Annotated in this window: 19 protein-coding genes; 11 read left to right on the plus strand and 8 right to left on the minus strand. The window is 74.8% G+C overall.

The features are described 5' to 3' along the window. Window position 1: 1 nt before the first annotated feature. The gene (locus tag COO58_RS06430; RefSeq protein WP_091565913.1) at window positions 2-430 is read left to right on the plus strand and encodes a hypothetical protein; all 429 of its coding nucleotides are present in this window, start codon (window positions 2-4) and stop codon (window positions 428-430) included. Window positions 431-483: 53 nt separating this feature from the next. Here the strand turns inward: COO58_RS06430 and COO58_RS06435 are convergent, their stop codons facing one another. The 5 genes from COO58_RS06435 to dnaK all read right to left on the minus strand — a co-directional run bounded on the left by COO58_RS06435 (window position 484) and on the right by dnaK (window position 5277). Beyond that, window positions 484-690: a hypothetical protein gene (locus tag COO58_RS06435; protein ID WP_091565916.1), complete on the minus strand. Its 207-nt coding sequence runs from the start codon at window positions 688-690 to the stop codon at window positions 484-486. Between the two features lie 170 nt (window positions 691-860). Next, window positions 861-1301, minus strand: a complete 441-nt coding sequence (locus COO58_RS06440; protein WP_091565919.1) for a heat shock protein transcriptional repressor HspR — start codon at window positions 1299-1301, stop codon at window positions 861-863. Between the two features lie 24 nt (window positions 1302-1325). Beyond that, window positions 1326-2531 carry a molecular chaperone DnaJ gene (gene dnaJ / locus COO58_RS06445; protein WP_098744169.1) on the minus strand — a complete coding sequence of 402 codons (1206 nt, stop codon included), beginning with the start codon at window positions 2529-2531 and terminating at the stop codon, window positions 1326-1328. A gap of 79 nt (window positions 2532-2610) precedes the next feature. Beyond that, complete coding sequence (gene grpE / locus COO58_RS06450; protein WP_091565928.1) at window positions 2611-3360, minus strand: nucleotide exchange factor GrpE; 750 nt, start codon at window positions 3358-3360, stop codon at window positions 2611-2613. 48 nt (window positions 3361-3408) lie between these two features. Beyond that, window positions 3409-5277 carry a molecular chaperone DnaK gene (gene dnaK, locus COO58_RS06455; RefSeq protein WP_091565933.1) on the minus strand — a complete coding sequence of 623 codons (1869 nt, stop codon included), beginning with the start codon at window positions 5275-5277 and terminating at the stop codon, window positions 3409-3411. Window positions 5278-5487: 210 nt separating this feature from the next. Here dnaK and COO58_RS06460 point away from each other — a divergent pair, with 210 nt between their 5' ends. The 10 genes from COO58_RS06460 (at window position 5488) to COO58_RS06500 (ending at window position 21300) form a co-directional block, all read left to right on the plus strand. Further along, window positions 5488-7326, plus strand: a complete 1839-nt coding sequence (locus COO58_RS06460; protein ID WP_098744170.1) for a GTPase domain-containing protein — start codon at window positions 5488-5490, stop codon at window positions 7324-7326. A gap of 76 nt (window positions 7327-7402) precedes the next feature. Continuing rightward, on the plus strand, window positions 7403-9061 hold the full coding sequence (locus COO58_RS06465; protein WP_098744172.1) for a GTPase: 1659 nt from the start codon (window positions 7403-7405) through the stop codon (window positions 9059-9061). 52 nt (window positions 9062-9113) lie between these two features. Further along, complete coding sequence (locus COO58_RS06470; RefSeq protein WP_098744173.1) at window positions 9114-10340, plus strand: hypothetical protein; 1227 nt, start codon at window positions 9114-9116, stop codon at window positions 10338-10340. 768 nt (window positions 10341-11108) lie between these two features. Beyond that, window positions 11109-11447, plus strand: coding sequence for a hypothetical protein (locus tag COO58_RS30615; protein WP_255292533.1), 339 nt, complete (start codon window positions 11109-11111; stop codon window positions 11445-11447). 613 nt (window positions 11448-12060) lie between these two features. Next, window positions 12061-13239, plus strand: coding sequence for a pyruvate dehydrogenase (acetyl-transferring) E1 component subunit alpha (gene pdhA / locus COO58_RS06480; RefSeq protein WP_091565944.1), 1179 nt, complete (start codon window positions 12061-12063; stop codon window positions 13237-13239). After that, window positions 13239-14228: an alpha-ketoacid dehydrogenase subunit beta gene (locus COO58_RS06485; RefSeq protein WP_091565947.1), complete on the plus strand. Its 990-nt coding sequence runs from the start codon at window positions 13239-13241 to the stop codon at window positions 14226-14228. The genes pdhA and COO58_RS06485 overlap by 1 nt, the downstream gene beginning before the upstream one ends. Next, window positions 14225-15682 (plus strand): dihydrolipoamide acetyltransferase family protein, encoded by a 1458-nt coding sequence (locus COO58_RS06490; protein WP_176558753.1) that lies wholly within the window; start codon window positions 14225-14227, stop codon window positions 15680-15682. The genes COO58_RS06485 and COO58_RS06490 overlap by 4 nt, the downstream gene beginning before the upstream one ends. Before the next feature lie 222 nt (window positions 15683-15904). Further along, on the plus strand, window positions 15905-16042 hold the full coding sequence (locus COO58_RS30120) for a hypothetical protein (RefSeq protein ID WP_172967877.1): 138 nt from the start codon (window positions 15905-15907) through the stop codon (window positions 16040-16042). 348 nt (window positions 16043-16390) lie between these two features. Then, entirely contained in the window at window positions 16391-19333 is a 2943-nt protein-coding gene (locus COO58_RS06495; protein WP_098744175.1) for a hypothetical protein, read from the plus strand. Window positions 19334-19464: 131 nt separating this feature from the next. Beyond that, window positions 19465-21300 carry an NHL domain-containing thioredoxin family protein gene (locus COO58_RS06500; RefSeq protein WP_098744177.1) on the plus strand — a complete coding sequence of 612 codons (1836 nt, stop codon included), beginning with the start codon at window positions 19465-19467 and terminating at the stop codon, window positions 21298-21300. Between the two features lie 61 nt (window positions 21301-21361). Here the strand turns inward: COO58_RS06500 and COO58_RS06505 are convergent, their stop codons facing one another. The 3 genes from COO58_RS06505 to COO58_RS06515 are packed head-to-tail and all read right to left on the minus strand — an operon-like array spanning window position 21362 to window position 23686. Further along, a complete protein-coding gene (locus tag COO58_RS06505) occupies window positions 21362-22111 on the minus strand; it encodes a LamB/YcsF family protein (protein WP_098744178.1) in 750 nt (249 codons plus the stop codon). Beyond that, on the minus strand, window positions 22095-23075 hold the full coding sequence (locus COO58_RS06510; RefSeq protein ID WP_098744180.1) for a biotin-dependent carboxyltransferase family protein: 981 nt from the start codon (window positions 23073-23075) through the stop codon (window positions 22095-22097). Before COO58_RS06510 ends, COO58_RS06505 begins: the two co-directional genes overlap by 17 nt. Continuing rightward, the gene (locus COO58_RS06515) at window positions 23072-23686 is read right to left on the minus strand and encodes an allophanate hydrolase subunit 1 (RefSeq protein ID WP_098744181.1); all 615 of its coding nucleotides are present in this window, start codon (window positions 23684-23686) and stop codon (window positions 23072-23074) included. The genes COO58_RS06510 and COO58_RS06515 overlap by 4 nt, the downstream gene beginning before the upstream one ends. Window positions 23687-23756: the final 70 nt, after the last annotated feature.

A 23756-nucleotide genomic window follows, 5' to 3' on the forward strand; every position in this document is an offset into this window, starting at 1 on the left:
GGTGAGCGTGCAGGAAGAGACGTTTCACGGCTTCGCCAACCCGGTCGACCCCTCGCCCGCCGAGCTGCGGGCCTGGGCCTACCAGCCCGACTCGGTGCCGCTGAGTTCCATGCCACCGGACTGGGACCTCCTGGTCGCCGGTGACCACCTGGTGCAGACCCTGTTCGACCTGGCCATGGACCGCTCCTGCCCGGCCCGCCGGTTCGCGCTGCACTGCCTCTACATCTACGCCGCCGACGGCATCCGGACGAACTTCCGGGCCCACCCGAAGCGCCGCTTCCGGAAGCTGGTGGAGCAGGCCGAGCGGGCCGGCGACGACCTGATGCGCAACTGGGCGCACAACAGCCGGGTCCTGCTCGCCCGCCCGGATCTCTTCGTCTACCGCGACTGGTGCGAGGGCGGCCTGGTCCGCGAGAACCGCCGCCTCTGACGGCGAACGGGCCGGGACCCCCCGTGGGTCCCGGCCCGCACGCCGACGGATCGTCAGGTCGACCCGCCCTGCTTCCTGCGCCGCTCGTCGTCCCTCGCCCGGTCCACGCCGTGGTCCGTCTGGTCGGCGAAGCGCCCTTCCTTGACCTTGTCGCTGAAACGACCCTCGGTGACCCGGTCGAATCGCTCCCGGACGTTCTCGGCCACCTTCTCCAGCCGTTCCTCCGCCCGCTCCGCCACCTTCTTCGCCGGTTCCGCCATGGCTCCCCCCGCCAGCCCGGAGTGCGATTTAGGGGCTTTTGCCCTGCTGAAAATCGTAGTGGACCCCGCCCCTGTCGCACCGCGCTTTCCCCAACCTCACCGGGGGCCGGCGCGGGAACGGCGAAGGCCGGCGCGCGCCCCGGGCGGGGGCGGCGCCGGCCTTCGTGCGGTCAGCGGTCGGGGGTGCGGCGGGGTCGCCAGACGACGAGCGCGGTCGAGGTGCGGTTGGTGGGCACCAGGTCGCCCCGGGGGAAACCACCGAGCGACTCCAGCTCGGCGATCCGCCGGTACGCGGCGTCCAACTCCGCCTCCAGCCGGGCCACCCTCCGTTGCGCCTCCTCCAGCAGGCGCTCCAGCCCGATGATCCGCTTGACCCCGGCCAGGTTGATCCCGTCGTCCTGGCTGAGCCGCTGCACCTCGCGCAGCAGCACCACGTCCCGGACGCTGTAGCGGCGACCGCCACCGGCCGCCCGGCCCGGCTGGACCAGCCCCAACCGGTCGTACTGGCGCAGCGTCTGGGGGTGCATGCCCGCCATCCGCGCGGCCACCGAAATCATCAGGACCTTGGCCTCGTAGGCCGGGTCACCCGCGCCGACGTACTCCTCCGACATGCCCGCTCACCTCCGCTGCCGCCGTCAACCGAACCGACGTACCCGCGCGTCCAGATGTTCCCGCGCGGCGGGCGGGGTCTGCTCCGCGAAGGTCTCCAAGGCCGCCCGCGCCTCGTCCGACACCTTCGCCGGGACCACCACGTCGAGCGTGACCAGCAGGTCACCGGCGCGGCCGTCCTTGCGTACGACGCCCTTGCCACGGGCGCGCAGCACCCGTCCGCTGGGCGTACCCGGCGGCACCCGCAGGGTCACCGTGCCGTCCAGGGTCGGCACCCGCAGATCGGTGCCGAACACCGCCTCGGCGTACGTGATCGGGACGCTCAGGGTGAGATCGTCCCCGGTACGCCCGAACAGCTCGTCCGGGCGGACTTTGACGTGCACGAACAGGTCGCCCGCCGGACCGCCCCGCTCACCCGGCTCGCCCCGGCCCGCCAGCCGGATCCGCTGCCCGTCGGCCACCCCGGCCGGGAAGCGCACGTTCAGCGTGCGGGTCTTGGTGACCCCGCCGGTGCCGTGGCACTCCGGGCACTTCTCCTCGACGATCGTGCCCACGCCCTGGCAGTTGCGGCACGGCTCGGAGAAGCTGAACGACCCCTGGTTGCGGGTGGTCACACCGGCGCCGTGGCAGACCGGGCACGCCACCGGCTGGGTGCCGGGCTTCGCGCCGTTGCCGTGACACGTGTCGCAGACGCCCGGCGCGCGCAACGTCAGCGGCAGGGTGACGCCGCGGACCGCGTCGGAGAAGTCCAGCGCCACCTCGGCCTCGACGTCCCGGCCCCGGGCCGGACCGCGCGGACGGGCCGCACCGCCGCCACCGCCGCCGCCGCCGCCGCCGCCGCCGGAGAAGATCGTGCTGAACAGGTCGGTGAAGCCACCACCGCCGAAGCGGGCGTCGCCACCACCACCGCCGCCGCCGAACAGGTCGGAGACGTCGAACGGCGCGCCGCCGCCCGGCTGGCCCGCGCCCCGGGCGCTGCGTCGGAAGGCGCCCGAGCCGAACAGCGACCGCATCTCGTCGTACTCGCGCCGCTTCTTCTCGTCGCCGAGCACCGCGTACGCCTCGGAGACGGTCTTGAACCGCTCCTCGGCCCTGGGGTCACCGGGGTTGTGGTCCGGGTGCGACTCCCGGGCCAACTTCCGGTACGACTTCTTGATCTCGTCCGAGGAGGCGGACTTGTCCACGCCCAACGCGGCGTAGTAGTCCTTCTCGATCCAGTCCTTGGAACTCACCGGTCCACCCCCTTCCACGGGTCCGATCCCGGTCGTCCCGCCCGCCCGACAAGGGCGGACGGGACGTCACGGGTGGGCACTACTCCGGGTCCGCGACCGCGACCAGAGCCGGCCGCAGCAGGCGCTCGCCGAGCTGGTAGCCCCGGCGCATGACCTGCACGCAGGTCGGCTCGGTGACGTCGGCGGAGGTCTGGTGCGCCACCGCCTCGTGCCGGGTCGGGTCGAACGGGTCGCCCTGCTCGCCGAACGCGGTCAGGCCGAACTTGCCGAGCGCGGCGGTGAGCTGGTCGGCCACACTGCCGAACGGTCCCACCAGGTCGCCGTGCTCGCGGGCCCGGTCCAGGTCGTCCAGGATCGGCAGCAGCGCGGTGAGCACCGTGCCGGTGGCCTGCTCCTGGACCAGGCTGCGGTCCCGGTCGACCCGCTTGCGGTAGTTGGCGTACTCCGCCGAGACCCGCTGGAGGTCGCGGGTGCGCTCCTCCAGGTCCCCGCGGAGGGCCTCCAGCTCGGCGCCGAGCGGCGCCGCCTTGCCGGTCTCCCCGCTCGGCTCGGCCGGGGAGTCGACCACCGGCGGGCCGGAGACCTCGGCCTCGCCGCCGATCTCGTCGACCACGACCTCGGCCTCCTCGACCAGCCCCTCGGCGGGCGCGTCGGCGGCCGCGTCGGCCGCCGAGGCGTCGTTCGCCGGCTGCTCGGTCACCTTGCCGAGCTTGCGCTTGTCCCGGATGACGACCCGCGGCTCGTCACCGGCGTCCTTGCCGGTGCCCGCGGAGCCGCCCGGCGCCGACCCGGTGGAACCCGGGTCGGACGCTCGTGGCTTGTCCGTCATGCGGTTACCTCATCCCTCTGCCGTGCGGACCGTGCCCGGGACCGAAGGTCACTTCTTGTCCTCGTCCACGATCTCCGCGTCGACCACGTCGTCGGCGCCACCGGCCTGCGGGCCGCCGGCCGCACCGGCACCCGCGCCGGCGCCCGGCCCGGCCGCGCCCGGGGCGGTCTGCTCGCCCTCCTGCTGCTGGGCGTAGAGCAGCGAGCCGGCCTGCTGGGAGACCTGGGCCAGCTTCTCGTGGGCCGACTTGATCTTCTCGATGTCCTGGCCGCCGAGGGCGCTGCGCAGCTCGCCGAGCGCCTCGTTGAGCTGGTCCCGGTTCTCGCTGGGCAGCTTGTCGCCGCTCTCGGCGAGGAACTTCTCGGTCTGCCACTGGAGCGCCTCGGCCACGTTGCGGGTCTCGGCCTCCTCACGGCGACGCTTGTCCTCGTCGGCGTGCTCCTCGGCGTCCCGGCGCATCCGCTCGATGTCGTCCTTCGGCAGCGAGGAGCCGCCGGTGATCGTCATCTTCTGCTCCTTGCCGGTGCCCAGGTCCTTGGCGTGCACGTTGACGATGCCGTTGGCGTCGATGTCGAACGTGACCTCGATCTGCGGCACGCCGCGCGGCGCCGGCGGGAGGCCGGTCAGCTCGAACGTGCCGAGCTTCTTGTTGTAGGCCGCGATCTCCCGCTCGCCCTGGAACACCTGGATCAGCACCGACGGCTGGTTGTCGTCCGCCGTGGTGAAGACCTCGGAGCGCTTGGTCGGGATGGTGGTGTTGCGCTCGATGAGCTTGGTGAAGATGCCGCCCTTGGTCTCGATGCCCAGGCTCAGCGGGGTCACGTCGAGCAGCAGGACGTCCTTGACCTCGCCCTTGAGCACGCCGGCCTGCAGGGCGGCGCCGACGGCGACGACCTCGTCCGGGTTGACGCCCTTGTTCGGGTCACGGCCGGTGAGCTGCTTGACCAGGTCGGTCACGGCCGGCATCCGGGTGGAGCCGCCGACCAGGATCACGTGGTCGACGTCGGAGATCTTGATCCCGGCGTCCTTGACGGCCTGCTCGAACGGGCCCTTGCAGCGGTCCAGCAGGTCCTGCGTCATGCGCTGGAACTCGGCGCGGCTCAGGGTCACGTCGAGGTGCAGCGGGCCGGCCGAACCGGCGGTGATGTACGGCAGGTTGATGTTGCTGGTGGTGGCGGCGGACAGCTCGATCTTGGCCTTCTCGGCGGCCTCCTTGAGACGCTGCATGGCCATCTTGTCCTGCGACAGGTCGATGCCGTGCTCGCCGCGGAACGTCTTCACCAGGTGGTCGATGATGCGCTGGTCCCAGTCGTCGCCGCCCAGCTGGTTGTCACCGCTGGTGGACTTGACCTCCACCACGCCCTCGGCCAGCTCCAGCAGCGACACGTCGAAGGTGCCGCCACCGAGGTCGAAGACCAGGACGGTCTGCTCCTTGGAGCCCTTGTCCAGGCCGTACGCCAGCGCCGCCGCGGTCGGCTCGTTCACGATCCGCAGCACGTTGAAGCCGGCGATCTCGCCGGCCTCCTTGGTGGCCTGACGCTGGCCGTCGTTGAAGTAGGCCGGGACGGTGATCACGGCGTCGGTGATCTGCTCGCCCAGGTAGGCCTCGGCGTCCCGCTTGAGCTTCATCAGCGTGCGGGCCGAGATCTCCTGCGGGGTGTACTTCTTGCCGTCGATGTCGACGGTCCAGTTGGTGCCGATCTCCCGCTTGACCGAGCGGATGGTCCGGTCGGGGTTGGTCACCGCCTGGCGCTTGGCGACCTCACCGACGAGCACCTCGCCGTTGCGGGCGAACGCGACGATCGAGGGAGTCGTACGCGAGCCCTCGGCGTTGGCGATGACGGTGGGCTCACCGCCCTCGAGAACGCTGACGCAGGAGTTCGTCGTGCCGAGGTCGATGCCGACCGCACGTGCCATGTTCGCTTCCTCGCTTCGTAACGGGTGAGCAGGTCAGGTGGCCTGCCCGGCGGGTCGCCCGGAAGCGACCGCACCACAAGTTGAGTGAACTTGACTCAATAGTGCCACGCGATCGGCAATCCGCAAGTCGGGGTTGAGCCGACCCGGCGCAACCTGACCGTTATTACCGTCCGGTTGTCTTACCTTGCGTCGGTCGGGCACGCTTTAGCGGTGACGACGCATGGCGATTCCGCCACCCGTGCCGGCGCGCCCGCCGTCGCAGCCCGCACCGGACCTCCCACCGGCGAGGACCAGCCCGCCGAAGCCGCGGCGGGCCTGCCCGCCGCGCTCACCGGCCTGCGGGCCGCGATCGACGCGGCTCGCTTCCCGCTCGCGCTCGCCTCGGCCGAGCCGGCCCGGCACGCCGCCCGCAGCCTCACCGACCAGCTCGACGACTACCTGCTTCCCCGGCTGGCCCGGCTCGACGCCCCGCTGCTGGTGGTCGTCGGCGGGTCGACCGGCGCCGGCAAGTCGACGTTGGTCAACAGCCTGGTCCAGGCACGGGTCAGCGCGGCCGGCGTGCTCCGCCCCACGACCCGCTCGCCGGTGCTGGTCTGCAGCCCGAGCGACGCCGCCTGGTTCCGCCAGGGCGACCTGCTGCCCGGCCTGACCCGCACCACCGAGCCGAGCGAGCAGCCCGGCACCCTCCAGCTGGTCACCGCCCCGGCGCTCCCGCCCGGCCTGGCCTTCCTCGACGCGCCCGACATCGACTCGGTGGTCGACGCCAACCGGGCGCTGGCCGGGCAACTGCTGGCCGCCGCCGACCTGTGGCTGTTCGTCACCACCGCCGCCCGCTACGCCGACGCCGTCCCCTGGGAGCTGCTGCGCAGCGCCCGCGCCCGGGGCACCGCCGTGGCCATGGTGCTCGACCGGGTTCCGCCGGAGGCCGCCGACGAGATCGCCGCCCACCTGTCGGAGATGCTCGCCGCGCAGGACCTGGGCGCCGCGCCGCTGTTCGTGCTGCCGGAGACGTGGGTCGACGGTCAGGGGCTGCTGCCCGACCGGATGACCGCCCCGCTGAGCGGCTGGTTCGCCCGGCTCGCCGCCGACGCCGACGCCCGCGCGGCGGTGGTCCGGCAGACGCTCGACGGCGCGCTCGCCGCCCTGCACCCGGTGGTGGAGGCGCTGGCCGAAGCCGCCGACGAGCAGGCGACCTCGGCCGACGCGCTGGACGAGCGGGTCCGCGCCGCCTACCGAGGCGCCGAGCGGACCGTCGACCAGGGGCTCAAGGACGGCCGGCTGCTCCGCGGCGAGGTGCTGGCCCGCTGGCAGGAGTTCGTCGGCACCGGGGAGTTCTTCCGCAGCCTGGAGGCGCGGATCGGCCGGCTGCGCGACCGGGTCGTCGCGGCGGTCACCGGGCGGCCCGCGCCGGCGGCCGAGCTGCGCACGGCGATCGAGTCCCAGCTGGTCACGCTGTTGCGGGGGGTGGCCGCCGAGGCGGCCGAGAACGCCTACACCGGGTGGAAGGCGCACCCGGCCGGCGCGGCGCTGCTGGAGCCGGACCTGGCGTACGCCTCGGCCGACCTGCCCGCTCGCGCCGAGCAACTCGTCCGCGACTGGCAGCGCGGGGTGCTGGAGCTGGTCCGGGTCGAGGGCGGGGACCGGCGGTTCGTGGCCCGCACGGCCGCGTACGCGGTCAACGCCACCGGCCTGGCCGTCATGATCGGCGTCTTCGCCTCCACCGCGTTCATTCCGACCGGGCTGGAGGTGGCCGCCGGCACCGGCACGGCGGTCGCCGGGCAGACCGTGCTCCAGGCCATCTTCGGCGATCAGGCGGTGCGAAACCTGGCCCGCACGGCGCGGGTGGACCTGCTCGACCGGGTCGGCGCGCTGCTGGCCGAGGAGGCCGGCCGCTTCCTCGCCCGCACCGAGGCGGCCCGCCCGGCCGCCGACGCCGGCGCGACGCTGCGGCGGGCCGCAACCGAGGTCGAGCGGGCCCGGCACCGCAGCGGCCTGACCCGCGCCGACCGGGCCGCGCTGCCCACCACCGAGCAGGACGGTCGCCCGTGAGCGCGAGGAGTGAGCCGGGTTTGCGAGCCCCGCAGTCGCGAGCAAGGACGGCACAGTGAGCAACATCGTGGGGCGGATGCGCGAGGCGTTCCGGGGTGACCAGCGGATCGACCCGGACGTCCTGATCGCGCGCCTCCAGGCGGTCCAGCGCTTCCTCGGCGCGGTCGACGGCCAGGTGCCCGACGCCCAGCTCGTCGCCGCGCACACCGTGGTCGAGCGGGCCGGTGACCGGCTCGCCCTCTCCGGCCGTCACACCGTGGTCGCCCTCGCCGGCGCCACCGGCAGCGGCAAGTCCAGCCTGTTCAACGCGCTGGCCCGGATGGACCTCTCCCCGGTCGGCGTCCGCCGCCCGACCACCGGCGTGACCCACGCCTGCGTCTGGGGCCCGCTCGACGGCGCGGTCCGGCTGCTCGACTGGGTCGGGGTGCTGCCCCGGCACCGGTTCGTCCGGGAGAGCCCGCTCGACGGTGACGACGAGTCGACCCTGCACGGGCTGGTCCTGCTGGACCTGCCCGACTTCGACTCCGTCCAGCACACCCACCGGCTGGAGGTCGACCGGCTGCTCGGCCTGGTCGACCTCGTGGTCTGGGTGGTCGACCCGCAGAAGTACGCCGACCGCGTGATCCACACCAGCTACCTGCGCGAGTTCCACCGGCACAAGGACGTCACCGTCGTGGTGCTCAACCAGGCCGACCGGTTGCCCCCGACCGAGCTGCCCCGGGTCCTCGACGACCTGCGCCGGCTGCTCGACGCCGACGGGCTGGGCGGCGTGCCGCTGTTGCCCACCGTGGCGGTGGATCCGGCCGGGCTGGACGGGCTGCGGGGTGAGTTGGAGCGTACGGTCGCCGAACGGCAGGCCGCCCTGCGCCGGCTCTCCGGCGACGTGGACGCCGTGGTGGCCGACCTCGAACCGCTGGTCGGTCCGGAGCCACCGGCCACCCGGCCCGGTGACGCCTCGGCCCAGGAACTCACCCGGGCGCTGGCCGGCGCGGCCGGGGTGGCGACCGTCGCGCACGCGGTCGAGGGGGCCTACCGGCACCGGGCCGTCGCCAGCACCGGCTGGCCGCTGGTGCGGGGGTGGCGGAAGCTGCGGCCGGACCCGTTGCGCCGGCTGCACCTGCCCGGGCGGGACCCGGACGCGCCGGCGGAGAGCCTGGTCGCGGCCACCTCCGTACCCGATCCGACGGCCGCGCAGCGGTCGGCGCTGAACCTGGCCATCCGGGCGGTGGCCGACCGGTCCAGCGCCGAGCTGCCGGCGCCGTGGCCGACCGCGGTGACCAGCGCGGCCCGGTCCCGCCTGGGCGAGCTGCCGGGCGCGCTCGACCACGCGGTGGCCGCCACCGACCTCGGCATGGACCGCCGCCCAAGCTGGTGGCGGGTGGTCGGCGGGCTCCAGTGGCTGGTCACCCTCGCGGCGCTGGGCGGGCTGGTCTGGCTGGTCCTCGGGTACGCCCTGCGCCTGCTCGGCCTGCCGCCGCTGGAGCACCCGAAGCTCGGCGAGGTGCCCTGGCCCACCGTGCTGCTGCTCGGCGGACTGCTGGCCGGGCTGCTGGTCGCGGTGCTGACCCGCCCGGTGGTCGGCTGGGCGGCCCGGCGGGCCCGGCGTCGGGCCGAGCAGCGCCTGCTCACCTCGGTCGGCAGCGTCGGCGAGAAGTACGTGCTGGACCCGGTCTGGGCGGTGCTGGCGCGCTACGGCACGGCCCGCGACGCGGTGCGGGACGCCGGGCGACGCTGAACCCGGCGCGCTGGCCGATGTGGTGGCCGGCAGCGCGGCGTAGGGTCGACGCATGGCCACGCCACAGACCCCCTACGACGCGGTGCTGCACGCCGCGCGCGACGTGACGAGGCTCGACTCCGCCCTGGACGCGGAGATGCTCGGCGCCGCGTTGCTGGGCAGCGTCTACGCCGTCGCGGAGCACGACCGCGAGCACGCCGTCCGCGAGTTCGTGGCCGGCTTCCTCGCCGCCACGTCCCGCCGACGCAGCGCCGCCGCCACCACCATCCGCGCCGTCTTCGCCACCCTGGTGCCCGACGCCGAGGGCGCCGCCCGGGTCCGGCCCGGCGCGCACGCCCCGGCATGGGCCGGCCAGCTCGGCCGGGTGCGCGTCACCGGCGCCTGGGCGTACGGCGACGTGTACGGCGACCAGACCTCCTACCTCGCCACGTTCGCGTACGACGACGAGGAGCAGGGCGGCCCGGAACACGCCCTGGTGGCGCTCGTCGACCACAACATCGGCATCACCAAGGACGTGTTCGTCGGCGGCCCGGCGGCCCGGATCGTCGAGCAGGCCCGGGAGATCTGCACCGAGGACGAGTTCACCTGGTTCCGCACCGAGGACCCGGCCCGGATGCACGCGGAGGTGAGCCGTCACCTGGCGGTCACCGACGACCTCGCCGAGCTGCCCACCCAGGGTTCGCTCGCCACCGACCGGGCCCTGGTGGGCGCCCGGCTGGCCGTGCTGCCCGGGCAGGCCCCGCCGGCCGGACCGGCCGTCGTGCTCCCGCCCACCGACGAGGAACGGACCCGCCTGGTACGCGCCTTCCTCGACTCGCCCGAGGCCGCCCGGTTCGGCCTGCCCCAGGTCGCCGACGGCGAGCTGGCCTCCCTGCACTTCTGCCTCGGCCTGCTGCTCGACCACGCGGCGAGCTTCCCGGACGCGGACCCGATGCGGTGGAGCCCGATGGTGGCCGAGCTGTTCCTGCTCGACTGGGTGCACCGCCGGGCCGTGCTGGACATGGACGACGCGGCGATGCTGCCCCGGGTGCTCCGCGCCTGGGCGGCGTACGCGGCCCGGCAGCGGGGGCTGTCGCAGTCGGCGGCCGCCCGGACGGACGAGACGATCACCGAGATGGTGCCCGAGTTCGCCCGGCTCTACAGCACCGGTGAACGGCGCAGCCCGGCCACCGCGGCGGTGGCCCAGCTGATGGCGGACGGCGTGGACCCGGACGACCCGGAGGCACTGAACGCCTGGATCGAGGCCAACCGGCACCGCCTCACCGACGACCCCGCCTGACCGGTCCGCCTGACCGGTCCGCCTGACCGGCCCGTGTGACGGTGCCTGCGTGCCGGCTGCAAATGATCAACACCGGCTCGCCCGGATGTGCCTCTCGCGTGACGCTGCGTGACGCGGGAGGCGAAGCCTCGGGAAGGTAGCGATATACCGGAGAGTCATAAATATGACTCCTGGTCATATCGCTCGTGACTGGTCGGGCCATCCGGCGGCGGACCGGCCGATCAGGCCGGCCCGACCACGCCGCGCGGATCGCCCGGGTCAGGCCGGCCGGACACTCCGGCCCCCGGGCCGGCCGAGCGCGAGAACGGGCTCGGCGCGGACCGGCTGGGCGCGACCGTCGCGCTCGGAAGCGGCGTATCGTCCGGCTCTCCACTCGGCGCGGGACCGCCACTCGGCGCGGGGCCACCACTCGGCGCGGGACCGCCACTTGGCGCGGGGCCACCACTCGGCGCGGGGCCACCACTTGGCGCGGGGCCACCACTCGGCGCGGGACCGCCACTCGGCGCGGGACCGCCACTCGGCGCGGGACCGCCACTCGGCGCGGGACCGCCACTCGGCGCGGGACCGCCACTCGGCGCGGGACCGCCACTCGGCGCGGGCTCCTCGCTCGGCTCGGAGGTCGGCTCCGACGAGCCGCCCGACGATCCGGGCGTCGGTTCGGCGGACGAGCCGGACGGCTCGGGGCTCGGGCTCGGTCCGGGAGTCCCGGGGTCGGACGGCGACGGGGACGGGGAGGGCACCGGCGACGGGCGCGGCGGCCGGACCGGCGTGGGCCGGGTGGGCGTGGCCGGCGGCGTCGGCGCGGTGGCCGGCCGGGACCGACGCTCGCGGACGAGGTCGCTGTCGTCGGCCGGGACCGGGGCGGCCGGCAGCACCGGTCGCGGGGGCACGGTGGTGGCGCCGGCCACGGGCGTGGGCGCGGGGAGCACCGGGGCCTGGGTGGTCTGCGGCAGCGGGACGACCACCGGGCCGACCGAGGGCGTGGGGAGGAACGGGGTGCTGGTGTCCGGGAGCGCGCTGTTCCCCACGGTCGCCGAGCCGGCGCTGATCGCGGCCAGGATCGGCATCGACGCGGTGCCGGCGAGCAGCGCCACGGTCAGCAGGTAGCCGCGGCTCGGTCCGCCGGCTCCGGGAGCCCGGTGCGCGCCGACCACGCGGCGGTAGCGGGCGGCGGGCAGGGCCCGGTGCCGGCCGAGGAAGGGAGCACCGGGAGGACCCTCTGGCTCGGACACCGGGCACACTCCTCGTACGCGTCGACGTGGACGGGAGAGCACGCGCGCATATTCGGACAAATGCCGCGCCGAGGCTCACCGTCAGCTTGGACCAGTGACGCTCAGTTCACCAGCCACCACCGCGTGTCGACACACAATTTGTCCGTCGGCCCGGCCTGAGACATCGGGCAAAAACGTCTATGCGTCGCGAACCCGATCGAACGTCACCGACGGGGGAGGCCATACTGTGGGCCCGCTCACCTCCTCTGCAATCATTCAGGCACGACGGCAACGCAGCCGCCACCTCCGCGCACCCCGCGGCTGGTGCGGTACGGCGCCGGCGCTCCCGGGCCTGGGTCCCCCGACGGACCCCGGCTCACGCCGCGCGGCAACCCTCACCGGGGCTAGGCGCGGTCGCCAGGGACCGACCCGGCAGCAGCCGGGCGGGCGCACGAGGTGCGCGGCTCGGGTCACCCCCGGCGCCGGCGCAGACAGACAGGGAGAGACGGATGGCAAAGGGCGACCCCGGGGCCGCCACCCGCAGCAAGCGGGCCGCACCCCGAACCAGGCGCGCCGCCGCGACCGGCGAGCCGGAACTCGTACAGCTGCTCACTCCCGAGGGCGAGCGGATCGAGACCGCGCTCGGCCCGGACGGGACCGAGTACCGCGTCGACTTCACCGACGAGGAGTACCGCGGGCTCTACCGCGACCTCGTCCTGGTCCGCAAGCTCGACGCCGAGGCCACCGCGCTCCAGCGTCAGGGCGAGCTGGGCCTGTGGGCCAGCCTGCTGGGCCAGGAGGCCGCCCAGGTCGGCTCCGGCCGGGCGCTGCGCGCGCAGGACATGGCGTTCCCCACCTACCGGGAGCACGGCGTGCTCTACTGCCGTGGCATCGACCCGATCATGCCGCTGGGCCTGTTCCGCGGCGTGGACCAGGGCGGCTGGGACCCGAACGAGTTCAAGTTCAACATGTACACGATCGTGATCGGGGCGCAGACCCTGCACGCGACCGGGTACGCCATGGGTGTCGCCATGGACGGCAGGACCGGCGGCGAGGACGGCGAGGCGGTGATCGCCTACTTCGGCGACGGCGCCACCAGCCAGGGCGACGTCAACGAGTCGTTCGTCTGGGCCAGCGTCTTCAACGCCCCGCTGGTGTTCTTCTGCCAGAACAACCAGTACGCCATCTCCGAGCCGCTGGAGCGGCAGACCCGGGTCCCGCTCTACCGGCGGGCCGGCGGGTTCGGCTTCCCCGGCGTCCGGGTGGACGGCAACGACGTGCTCGCGTCGTACGCGGTGACCCGGCACGCGCTGGACAACGCGCGCAACGGCCAGGGGCCGAGCCTGATCGAGGCGTACACCTACCGGATGGGCGCGCACACCACCTCCGACGACCCCACGCGCTACCGGATCGCCAGCGAGGTCGAGGCCTGGCAGGCCAAGGACCCGATCGCCCGGATGAAGGCGTTCCTGCTCAAGCAGCAGATCGCCGACGAGTCGTTCTTCACCGAGGTCGACGAGCAGGCCCGCACCGAGTCGGTGCACCTGCGCGAGCGGGTGCTCACCATGCCCGACCCGCAGCCGGTCAGCATGTTCGACCACGTCTACCCGCACGGGTCGCCCGAGCTGGACGAGCAGCGGGCCCGGTTCTCGCAGTACATGGAGTCGTTCGAGGGGAGCGCCCACTGATGGCCACGGAGACGCTCACCCTCGGCAAGGCGCTCAACACCGGCCTGCGGCGGGCCCTGGAGAACGACCCCAAGGTCGTCATCATGGGCGAGGACGTCGGCAAGCTCGGCGGCGTGTTCCGCATCACCGACGGCCTGCAGAAGGACTTCGGCGACCAGCGGGTGATCGACACGCCGCTGGCCGAGTCCGGCATCATCGGCACCGCGGTCGGCCTGGCCATCCGCGGCTACCGGCCGGTCTGCGAGATCCAGTTCGACGGCTTCGTCTACCCCGCGTACGACCAGATCGTGTCGCAGGTGGCGAAGATGCACTACCGCTCGCAGGGCAAGGTGCGGATCCCGATGGTCATCCGGATCCCCTACGGCGGCGGCATCGGCGCGGTGGAGCACCACTCCGAGTCGCCCGAGGCCTACTTCGCGCACACCGCCGGCCTCAAGGTGGTCACCTGCGCGAACCCGCAGGACGCGTACGTGATGATCCAGCAGGCCATCGCCTCGGACGACCCGATCGTGTTCCTGGAGCCGAAGCGGCGCTACTGGGAGAAGGGTCCGGTCGACCTGGACGCGCCGCTCGCCGACGCGTACCCGCTGCACTCGGCCCGGGTCGCGCGGCCCGGCACGGACGCCACCGTGCTGGCCTACGGCCCGATGGTGCGCACCGCGCTGGACGCGGCCACCGCCGCGGCCGAGGACGGCCGGGAGCTGGAGGTCGTCGACCTGCGCACGCTGTCCCCGCTGGACCTGACCGCCGCGTACGAGTCGGTGCGGCGCACCGGCCGCTGCGTGGTCGTGCACGAGGCCCCGGGCAACCTGGGCCTCGGGTCGGAGATCGCGGCCCGGGTCACCGAGGAGTGCTTCTACTCCCTGGAGTCCCCGGTGCTGCGGGTGACCGGCTTCGACACCCCCTACCCGGCCTCCCGGGTGGAGGAGGAGTACCTGCCGGACCTCGACCGGGTGCTCGACGCCGTCGACCGCACCTTCGGCTGGTGAGCGGCATGTCCCGGATCAAGGAGTTCAACCTGCCCGACCTGGGCGAGGGACTGACCGAGGGCGAGATCCTCGCCTGGCTGGTCAAGGTGGGCGACGACATCGAGCTGAACCAGCCGATCGTCGAGGTGGAGACCGCGAAGGCGGCGGTCGAGATCCCGGCGAAGTGGGCCGGCCGGGTGCAGGCCATCTTCCACCCGGAGGGTTCGACGGTCGAGGTCGGCGTACCGATCATCGCGATCGACACCGACCCGGGCGCCGGGCCGGTGGAGGAGTCGACGACCGGTGCCCCGGCGTCGGCGCTGCCGACGCCGTCGGCCGCCTCGCTGGCCGCGGTCGAGGTCGCGCCCGCCGAGGGCATGGTCGAGCCGGGCCTGATCGGCGGCGCGGCCCCGGGCGGGCGGACCGCCGTGCTGGTCGGCTACGGCCCGCGCAACGCGCCGGCCAAGCGCCGGGCGCGCAAGGGCGACGTGCCGGCCCAGGCCGCCGCCCCGGCGCCGGTCGCGCCGGCGCCGGCCCCCGTCGCGCCCGCTCCGGCGGTGAACGGCAACGGCCGGGTCTCCGGTCCGGTGCTGGCCAAGCCGCCGGTCCGCAAGCTCGCCAAGGACCTCGGGGTCGACCTGGCCACGCTGACCGGCTCCGGTCCGCTGGGCTCGATCACCCGGGAGGACGTACAGCGGGCGGCGAGCGGCACCCCGGCGGCGGCCGAGCCGCTGACGGTCACCGCGCCGGCGACGTCGGTCGCGAGCTTCGGCGCGGACCGCGAGCAGCGCATCCCGGTCAAGGGGGTACGCAAGCTGACCGCGGAGAACATGGCCCGCTCGGCGTTCACCGCCCCGCACGTGACGGAGTTCCTCACCGTCGACGTGACCCGGGCGATGAAGGCGCTGGACCGGCTCCGCGATCGGCGGGAGTGGCGCGAGGTGCGGGTCTCCCCGCTGCTGCTGGTCGCCAAGGCGGTGCTGCTGGCGGTCAAGCGCCACCCGATGGTCAACTCGACCTGGGCCGGCGACGAGATCGTGGTGAAGGAGTACGTGAACCTGGGCATCGCGGCGGCCACCGAGCGGGGCCTGATCGTGCCGAACATCAAGGACGCCGGCCGGCTCTCGCTGCGCGAGCTGGCGGACGCGATGACCGGCCTGGTGCAGACCGCGAAGTCGGGGAAGACCTCCCCGGCGGACATGTCCGGGGGCACGCTCACCATCACCAACGTCGGCGTCTTCGGCGTCGACACCGGTACGCCGATCCTGCCCCCGGGCGAGTCGGCGATCCTCGCCTTCGGCGCGGTCCGGGAGCAGCCCTGGGTGCACAAGGGCAAGGTGAAGGCGCGCCTGGTCACCACGCTCGGGCTCTCCTTCGACCACCGGATCATCGACGGTGAGCTGGGCTCGAAGTTCCTCCGCGACATCGGGGACTTCCTGGCCGACCCGGAGGCGGCGCTGCTCGCCTGGACCTGACCTACCACCGCTCCGGTCGACGGCCGGTGTGCCACGGGTGAACGCCCGGCACACCGGCCGTTGCCGTTGGGAGGCGAAATCATCGGCCCGCGAGGGCATCTGACCTACGATCCTTAGGTTCGTGGTTCAGCTCACCTAATAATCGATGGCGTTCGGCGGCGTCATGCGCTTCAATAGAGACATCAAGGGGCTGACAACCGAATAGCCAGGAGGAGACCCAAGATGAGCATGATCGAGCGAATCCGCACCCGCCGCGACGCCAACCGCCGGGCCCGTGCCATCGAGCACGCCCTGCGTTCCGCCAACTCGCCCGCGGTCCGGAACGAGCTTCTCGCCATCGCCCAGCGTCACATGAGCTGACGCCACCGACCTTTCTCACCTCCTCCAGTTCGAAGACCCGCCCGGCACGCCGGGCGGGTCTTCGGCGTATCCGGGGTCGGTCGGCACCGGGATTCCACCCCGCCGCACCGCCCGGTACGGTTGGCACGGTCGCCAACCGACTGCCTCCGGACCGACGCGGGAAGCGAAACCCATCGACGTCGCCCGGTGACTCTCGGTGGCGACTGAGGCTCCCCCGAGCGCCTTCGGGCGACCACCGGATACGGTGCGGGGAGCCCGCACGGCCGGTACCCGCCGGCGACGCCGGTGGCCATGCCGACGGTTCCCGACCGGCATCGGCGGCCGACCTGTGATGGAGGAGGCGCACCCATGACGTCCGAGGCTCCGCACCGCCCCGGCCAGGAGCCGGGCGAGGTGTCGCCGGGCACCGGCGGACCGGTGCCGTACGGCGATCAGCCGGCGCAGCAGGACAACGGGTACAACGGGTCGTCCGACCTCGGCTGGGCCCCGCCCCCGCCGGCCGGTCGGCCCACCCAGCCGGCCCCCGCCTGGGCCGCGCCCGACGACCAGCCACCCGCCTGGGGCCCGCCCCCGGGCCAGCCGGTCAGCGGCCGGGCCAGCGCCCAGGTTCCGCCGCCCGCGGACCAGGGCGGCCGGGGCCAGCAGCCCGCCTGGGGCGCCCCCGAGCAGGGCGCGCCGGCCTGGGCCGCGTCCGGCCCGGGCAACCCGACGTGGGCCACGCCCGAGCAGCCCGGCCCGGAGCGGTCCACCGAACCGGCACCGCCCGCGTGGGCCGCCGCGCCACCGAGCGGTCCCGCCGAGCCGGCGCCCCCGGCCTGGGCCGCCGAGCAGAACAGTCCCACGTGGAATGCCGGCGGATCCTCCGGCGAGCAGCCGGCGTGGGCCCAGTCCGGCGACGCGGGTGCCCGCGGCACCGGCTACGTCCCGGCCCCGGCCACCGTGCCGAACGAGTCCTGGGCCACCCCGGCCGGCGCCGACGACCCGCACCGCTCCGGCGGGTTCACCCCGGGCGTCGGGCAGCAGGACGACGACCCGGGCCGCTCCGGCGGCTGGGCCGTCGGCGCCGCCGCCCAGCCGGACGACCCGAACCGCTCGGGCGGCTGGACGCCGCGCGACGAGCAGCCCGCCGGCGACGACCCGCACCGCTCCGGCGGTTGGACGCCCCGCGACAGCCAGCCGGCCTGGACCCCGCCGGGCCCGCAGACCGGCGCGACCTGGCCGCCCGCCGAGCCGCCCGCCCGTGCCGCCGCCAAGGTCTCCGTGCCCGGCGCCGCCCGACCCGACGCCTGGTCCAACCAGGAGCAGTCCGACCAGGACAACCGCGCGACCGGCGCCGAGGACGACCCGCACCGCTCCGGTGGATGGCCCGCTCCGCAGGCCGAGAGCCGGTCCGGTGGCTGGGACGAGTCCACCCGCGACGACGACCCGGACCGCTCCGGCGGCTGGGCCGCCGGAGGCCGGGCCGAGGCTCCGCAGCCGGGGGGCTGGGGCGGTCCGGAACAGCAGTCCCGCTCCGCCGGCGGGTGGAGCGGCGCCGCCGCCGTGCCGCAGCAGCGTGAGCCCGAGCGGCCGACCGACGAGCCGGCGCAGCCGGCCTGGGGAGCCGCTGGCGAGTCGTCGGCCCGGGCCAGCGTGTCCGTACCGGCGCCGGACGGCCGGCGCGGCCACCAGGACGAGCGCGGCGCCGAGCGCCCGGCCGTGCCGGACGCTGAGCCGTGGTCGCCGGACGAGGCCTGGGGACGGGCCGACGAGAGTGGTCAGGCGGCGTCGCCGGGCTGGCAGCCCGAGAGCGCGCCGGTCTACCAGCCGGCGCCCGCGCCGGGCATCTCCGCCGGCAACGCGGTGCCGCTGCCCGCCCAGGAGCAGCGGCGGGTGCCGGGCGCGGCTCTGGCAGCCTCGCCGCCCGCCGACCACCCGGCAGCGCCCTACGCACCGGCCGAGCGCGAACCCCAGGCGTACGAGCCGGAGCACGGTGACGCCGGCTGGGGCGCGGCCCGCCCCGGGCACGAGGAGCCGCAGTCACCCGCCGGTCCGGCCGTTCCGGGCCCGCGCACGTCACCCGAGTCCGGCCCGGTCTCGGCCAGCGCGTCGGTGCCGATGACCAGCCGGGTCACCCCGCCGTCCGACCAGCCCCTGCACCCGACCGGCACGCCGGCGCCCCAGCCCCGGGTGTACGGCCGGCCGGCCCGGCCGGAGCCCGACGAGACTCCCGAGGCGGACGAGGCATCCGCCTTCGGCGGCCCGCAGTCCCGCCCGGACGACGCGCGCGGCTTCGCCGGGCCCGACGACCGTCCCGGGTTCCCGGGGCAGGACGACCGTCCCGGATTCGCCGGACACGACGACCGTCCCGGGTTCCCAGGACACGACGACCGTCCCGGGTTCCCGCGGCAGGACGACCGGTCGGGCCACCGCGGGTCGGACGGCCCGCGGCAGGATGGTCCGTCCGGGTTCGCCGGGCCGCAGTCCCGGTCGGACGACGACGGGCCGCACGGATACGCCGACGCCCCGGCGGCGCCGCCGTCCTCGCCGGCCGCCCCACCGCCCTTCCCGATGGGCGTACCGTCCTTCGTCGACCCGCCCGGCAACGACCGTCCCGCCAACGGCGTCCACCCGCACGGCGAGCAGCCCGGCGGCCCGCGCGACCCGTTCGGCGGCCCTGGCGGCCAGCCCCCGTACGGCAACCAGGACCTGTACGGCGGTCCCGGAGGCCAGCAGGACCCGTTCGGCGGCCCCGGTGGGCGTCCCGACCCGTTCGGCGGGCCGCAGGACGGCTACGGCCCGCCGGCCGGTGGACGCGCCTCGGTCGCGGTGCCCGGTCAGGGCGGCGAGCCGGGCGGCTTCCCGCCCGCGTTCCCGCCGCCGCCGCAGCAGGCCCCGCCGGCCTGGTCCCCCGACGGTCCGTCCGGAGATCAGGACCAGGGCCGGTTCGACGCGTTCAAGCCGGAGGCCGAGCCGAAGACCGAGGCGCCCACGCCGAAGGTACGCAACGGCCGGGTGCTGGCCGCCGTGCTGGTCGCGGCCGTGCTCATCCTCGCCGTGCCGCTCGGCCTGCTCACCCTGCTCGGCAAGGTGGGTGACGACAAGCCGGCGGGCTTCGACCCGGCGGTCGGCTCCTGCATCAAGCAGTCGGGGCAGAGCGCGGTGGCCGCGGACTGCGGCGAGCAGGGCGCGTTCACCGTGGTGTCGAAGGTGGACAACAAGGACAAGTGCGCGGACCTGTCCCAGCCCACGGTCGACCTCCAGGGCGGCGGCATCAACCGGGTGCTCTGCCTGAAGCCGGCCGGTCAGTAACCCACGTTCCCCGAGGCGCCCGTCCCCACCCGGGGGCGGGCGCCCCGCGTTGCCCGCCCGGGGCGCGGTGTGCGTCTGTTCACTCGGCCGTCCCGGGGGAGTCGGCCGGGGCGGTGCGGCACGATGGGGGCATGAGCGCACGAGTACGGGCACCGGAGCTGCGCGGTCGCGGCTGGCTGAACACCGGCGGCAGGGCCGTCACGCTGGCCGACCTGCGGGGCAAGATCGTTTTGCTGGACTTCTGGACCTTCTGCTGCATCAACTGCCTGCACGTGCTCGACGAGCTGCGCCCGCTCGAGGAGAAGTACGGCGACGTGCTGGTCGTGATCGGGGTGCACTCGCCGAAGTTCGAGCACGAGAAGGACCCGGACGCGCTGGCCGCGGCCGTCGAGCGGTACGGCGTGCACCACCCGGTGCTCGACGACCCCGAGATGGACGTGTGGCAGCAGTACGCCGCCAAGGCGTGGCCGACGCTCTCGGTGGTCGACCCCGAGGGCTACGTGGTCGCCACGATGGCCGGCGAGGGGCACGCCGAGGGCCTGGCCCGGCTGGTCGACGACCTGATCGCCACCCACGAGGCGAAGGGCACGCTGCACCGGGGCGAGGGCCCGTACGTGCCGCCGGCCGAGCCGGAGACGGCGCTGCGCTTCCCCGGCAAGGCCGTGCCGCTCGACGGCGGCAACCTGCTGGTCTCGGACTCCGCCCGACACTCAGTGGTCGAGCTGGCCCCGGACGCGGAGACCGTGGTCCGCCGGATCGGCACCGGCGCCCGTGGCCGCACCGACGGCCCGGCGGAGGGCGCGACGTTCGCCGAGCCGCAGGGCCTGTGCCTGCTGCCGCCGCACGTGGCCGAGGTCGCCGGCTACGACCTGGTCGTCGCGGACACGGTCAACCACCTGCTGCGCGGCGTACGGCTGGAGACCGGCGAGGTGGTCACCGTGGCCGGCACCGGGCGGCAGTGGCGCTCGACGGTCGACGACCACGCGCACGACGCGCGCTCGGTCGACCTCTCCTCCCCCTGGGACGTGGCCTGGTACGACGACCGGGTGGTCGTGGCGATGGCCGGCATCCACCAGCTCTGGTGGTTCGACCCGATCAAGCGCACCGCCGGCATGTACGCCGGTACCACGGTCGAGGCGCTGCGGGACGGGCCGCTGCCGGACGTCTGGATGGCGCAGCCGTCCGGGCTCGCCGTCTCGGCCGACGGGGCCCGGCTCTGGATCGCCGACAGCGAGACCAGCGCGATCCGCTGGGTCGAGGCGGGTGAGATGCACACCGCCGTGGGGCAGGGCCTGTTCGACTTCGGGCACGTCGACGGTCCGGCCGACCAGGCGCTGCTCCAGCACCCGCTGGGGGTGTGCGCGCTGCCCGACGGTTCGGTGCTGATCGCGGACACGTACAACGGCGCGGTGCGCCGCTTCGACCCGGGGACCGGGCAGGTGGGCACCGTGGCCGACGGGCTGGCCGAGCCGAGCGACCTGGTGCTCACCACCGACGGCGAGGTGCTGGTGGTCGAGTCGGCCGCGCACCGGCTGACCCGGCTGGCGCCGGGCGCGTTGACCGCGGCGGGCGCGAACACGGTGCAGGGCCCGCGACACCGGCTGGAGCGCAAGCCCACCGACGTGACCGCCGGCGAGCTGACGCTCGACGTGATCTTCACGCCGGCGCCGGGGCAGAAGCTGGACGAGACGTACGGGCCGTCGACCCGGCTGGTGGTGTCGGCGTCCCCGCCGGAACTGCTGGTGGAGGGCGCGGGCACGACCACCGACCTGTCCCGCCGGCTGGTGATCGACGGGGACGTGGCGCAGGGCGTGTTGCAGGTGACCGCGCAGGCGGCGACGTGCGACGCCGACGTCGAGCACGCCGCCTGCCACCTGACCCGACAGGACTGGGGCGTACCGGTGCGGGTGGTGGCCGGTGGCGCCGCCCGTCTCCCGCTGGTGCTGCGCGGCTTGGACGAGTCCTGACCTGACGAGTGTTAGGAGGGGCCCCTTGTTATGCAGAATGCGTTAACAGGGGCCCCTCCTTTCACGCGAACGGAGTGAGCGTGACCCCCGCGTCGATGAGCGCCGCGCGCACCAGCTCCGCGCACCGCACCGCCCCCGGCGTGTCCCCGTGCAGGCAGATCGACTCGACCGGGCAGGGGACCACGCTGCCGTCGACGGCGACCACGGTCCGCTCGACCGCCATCCGCACCGCCCGGACCGCGACCTGGTCGGGGTCGGTCACCAACGCGTTCGGGGCGCTGCGGGGCACCAGCGTCCCGTTGGGCAGATAGTTGCGGTCGGCGAAGCCCTCGGCCACCACCCGCAGGCCGGCACCGGCCGCGAGCTGGGCGAGCACCGTGCCGGGTTGGCAGAGCACCGGCAGCTCGTGGTCGTACCCGCTGATCGCCGCCACCAGCGCGGCGGCCTGCGCCTCGTCGCACGCCGCCGCGTGGTAGAGCGCGCCGTGCGGTTTCAGATAGCGCACCCGGGTGCGGTACAGCCGGCAGAACGCGTCCAGCGCGCCGAGCTGGTAGATCGTCTCGTCGCGCAGCTCGGCGAAGTCGTAGGCGATGTGCCGCCGGCCGAAGCCGGCGAGGTCCCGATAGCCGACCTGCGCGCCGACCGCGACACCACGTTCGGCGGCGGCGGCGCAGACCCGGTGCATGGTGGCCGCGTCGCCGGCGTGGAAGCCGCAGGCCACGTTCGCGGAGCTGATCAGGCCGAGCAGCGCCTCGTCGTCGCCGAGCCGCCAGCTGCCGAATCCCTCACCCAGGTCAGCGTTGAGGTCCATGGAACCTCACCGTAGTCCCTGGGCGGGCCTGGGCGAGCGCTGTCACGTCGTCCACCACCCCGATGACCGGGTAGCCGCCCGTGGTGGGGTGGTCGGCGAGGAAGACCAGCGGCTGGCCGTCCGGCGGCACCTGCACCGCGCCGAGCACCAGGCCCTCGCTGGGCAGTTCGCCAGCCACCGCGCGGGGCAGGGCCGCGCCGGTCAGCCGCGCGCCGACCCGGTTGCTGTCCGGACCCACCGTGTACGCGTCGCGGCACAGCAGGCCGAACGCGGCCGGGGTGAACCAGTCCTGCCGGGGGCCGGGGCGCACGGCCAGCCGCACCTCGGCCGGCACCGGCCGGGTGACGGCGACGTCGACCGGGGCCGGCGGTCCGGCCGGCGTGCCCAGCGGCAGCCGGTCGCCGTCGCGCAGCGGCGGCGGTCCGAGCCCGGAGAGCGTGTCGGTGGCCCGGCTGCCGAGCACCGGCTCGACCGCGATCCCACCGGACACGGCCAGCCAGGTACGCACCCCGGCGCGGGCCGGGCCGACCCGCAGCACCGCCCCGGCCGGCAGTGCCAGGGACCGACCCACGTCAGCGGGCCGCCGCGTACCCGCCACCACGTCATCGGGCCGCCGCGCACCCGCCGTCACCTGGGCGCCTGCCTCGACGGTCCCGCGGCCGGTGCGGCGGTCGGCGGCCACCGGCCCGGGCACGGTGGCCGGGCCGGTCGGGGGCCACTCGACCAGAACGTCGGCGGGAGCGCCGGTGAGCGCGACGGTGACCGCCCGGGTGACGCGCAGCACGCAGCCGGTCAGGGTGATCTCCAGGCCGGCAGCGTGCTCGGGGTTGCCGACGAGCCGGTTGGCCAGGCGCAGCGCGTCCGGGTCGAGCGCGCCGGACCGGGGTACGCCGAGGTGGGCCCAGCCGGGTCGGCCCTGGTCCTGCACGGTGGTGAGCGGGCCGGCCCGCAGCACTTCGATCATCGGGTCTCGACCAGCCGGACCCGGGTGCCGGGGCTGAGCCGGGCCGGCGGGTCGGCGTGCACGTCGAACAGCGGCAGGTCGGTCCGCCCGACCAGCAGCCAGCCGCCGGGCGACGCGGTGGGATAGATCCCCGCGTACGGGCCGGCGAGCGCGACCGAGCCGGCCGGCACCCGGGTACGCGGGGTGGCGAGCCGGGGCACGGCCAGCTCCCGGGGCAGCCCGGTGAGGTAGGCGAACCCCGGCGCGAAGCCGCAGAACGCGACCCGGAACTCGGTACGCCGTAGCCGCGCCACCACGTCCGGCACGTCGACGCCCCAGTGGTCGGCGACGGCGGGCAGGTCAGCCCCGTCGTACACGGTGGGCACCCGGACCTCGACGGAGTCGGCCCCGCGGGAGGTGTTCCGTGGCCGCCACCCGGCGATCCGCGCGGCCGTGGCCGCCGGGTCGGGCACGCCGTCGAGCAGAACCGTGACGGCCGCCGGGACGATCTCCCGGGCGGTCAGCTCGCCGGCGTCCCGCCGGTGCCACAGCTCGGCCCGCCAGGCCTCGACCTGGTCGGCGTCGTCGCAGTCGAGCAGCAGGGCGTGCGCCCCGACGGGCCGGATCCGCATCTGGCCATCCTCGCGTCAGCCGACGTGACGGTCCACACTACTTGCAAGTAACCTACGGTGTCGTAACCTG

It is taken from the genome of Micromonospora sp. WMMA1996 (genome assembly GCF_002573675.1).
Taxonomy (GTDB): domain Bacteria; phylum Actinomycetota; class Actinomycetes; order Mycobacteriales; family Micromonosporaceae; genus Micromonospora; species Micromonospora sediminicola.

What these genes read in the sequence shown, in the direction of transcription:
- COO58_RS06435 (WP_091565916.1), bottom strand. Translation starts at nt 690, where the DNA reads ATGGCGGAACCGGCGAAGAAGGTGGCGGAGCGGGCGGAGGAACGGCTG.
- COO58_RS06440 (WP_091565919.1), bottom strand. Translation starts at nt 1,301, where the DNA reads ATGTCGGAGGAGTACGTCGGCGCGGGTGACCCGGCCTACGAGGCCAAG.
- grpE (WP_091565928.1), bottom strand. Translation starts at nt 3,360, where the DNA reads ATGACGGACAAGCCACGAGCGTCCGACCCGGGTTCCACCGGGTCGGCG.
- dnaK (WP_091565933.1), bottom strand. Translation starts at nt 5,277, where the DNA reads ATGGCACGTGCGGTCGGCATCGACCTCGGCACGACGAACTCCTGCGTC.
- COO58_RS06465 (WP_098744172.1), top strand. Translation starts at nt 7,403, where the DNA reads ATGCGCGAGGCGTTCCGGGGTGACCAGCGGATCGACCCGGACGTCCTG.
- COO58_RS06470 (WP_098744173.1), top strand. Translation starts at nt 9,114, where the DNA reads ATGGCCACGCCACAGACCCCCTACGACGCGGTGCTGCACGCCGCGCGC.
- pdhA (WP_091565944.1), top strand. Translation starts at nt 12,061, where the DNA reads ATGGCAAAGGGCGACCCCGGGGCCGCCACCCGCAGCAAGCGGGCCGCA.
- COO58_RS06485 (WP_091565947.1), top strand. Translation starts at nt 13,239, where the DNA reads ATGGCCACGGAGACGCTCACCCTCGGCAAGGCGCTCAACACCGGCCTG.
- COO58_RS30120 (WP_172967877.1), top strand. Translation starts at nt 15,905, where the DNA reads ATGAGCATGATCGAGCGAATCCGCACCCGCCGCGACGCCAACCGCCGG.
- COO58_RS06495 (WP_098744175.1), top strand. Translation starts at nt 16,391, where the DNA reads ATGACGTCCGAGGCTCCGCACCGCCCCGGCCAGGAGCCGGGCGAGGTG.
- COO58_RS06500 (WP_098744177.1), top strand. Translation starts at nt 19,465, where the DNA reads ATGAGCGCACGAGTACGGGCACCGGAGCTGCGCGGTCGCGGCTGGCTG.
- COO58_RS06505 (WP_098744178.1), bottom strand. Translation starts at nt 22,111, where the DNA reads ATGGACCTCAACGCTGACCTGGGTGAGGGATTCGGCAGCTGGCGGCTC.
- COO58_RS06510 (WP_098744180.1), bottom strand. Translation starts at nt 23,075, where the DNA reads ATGATCGAAGTGCTGCGGGCCGGCCCGCTCACCACCGTGCAGGACCAG.
- COO58_RS06515 (WP_098744181.1), bottom strand. Translation starts at nt 23,686, where the DNA reads ATGCGGATCCGGCCCGTCGGGGCGCACGCCCTGCTGCTCGACTGCGAC.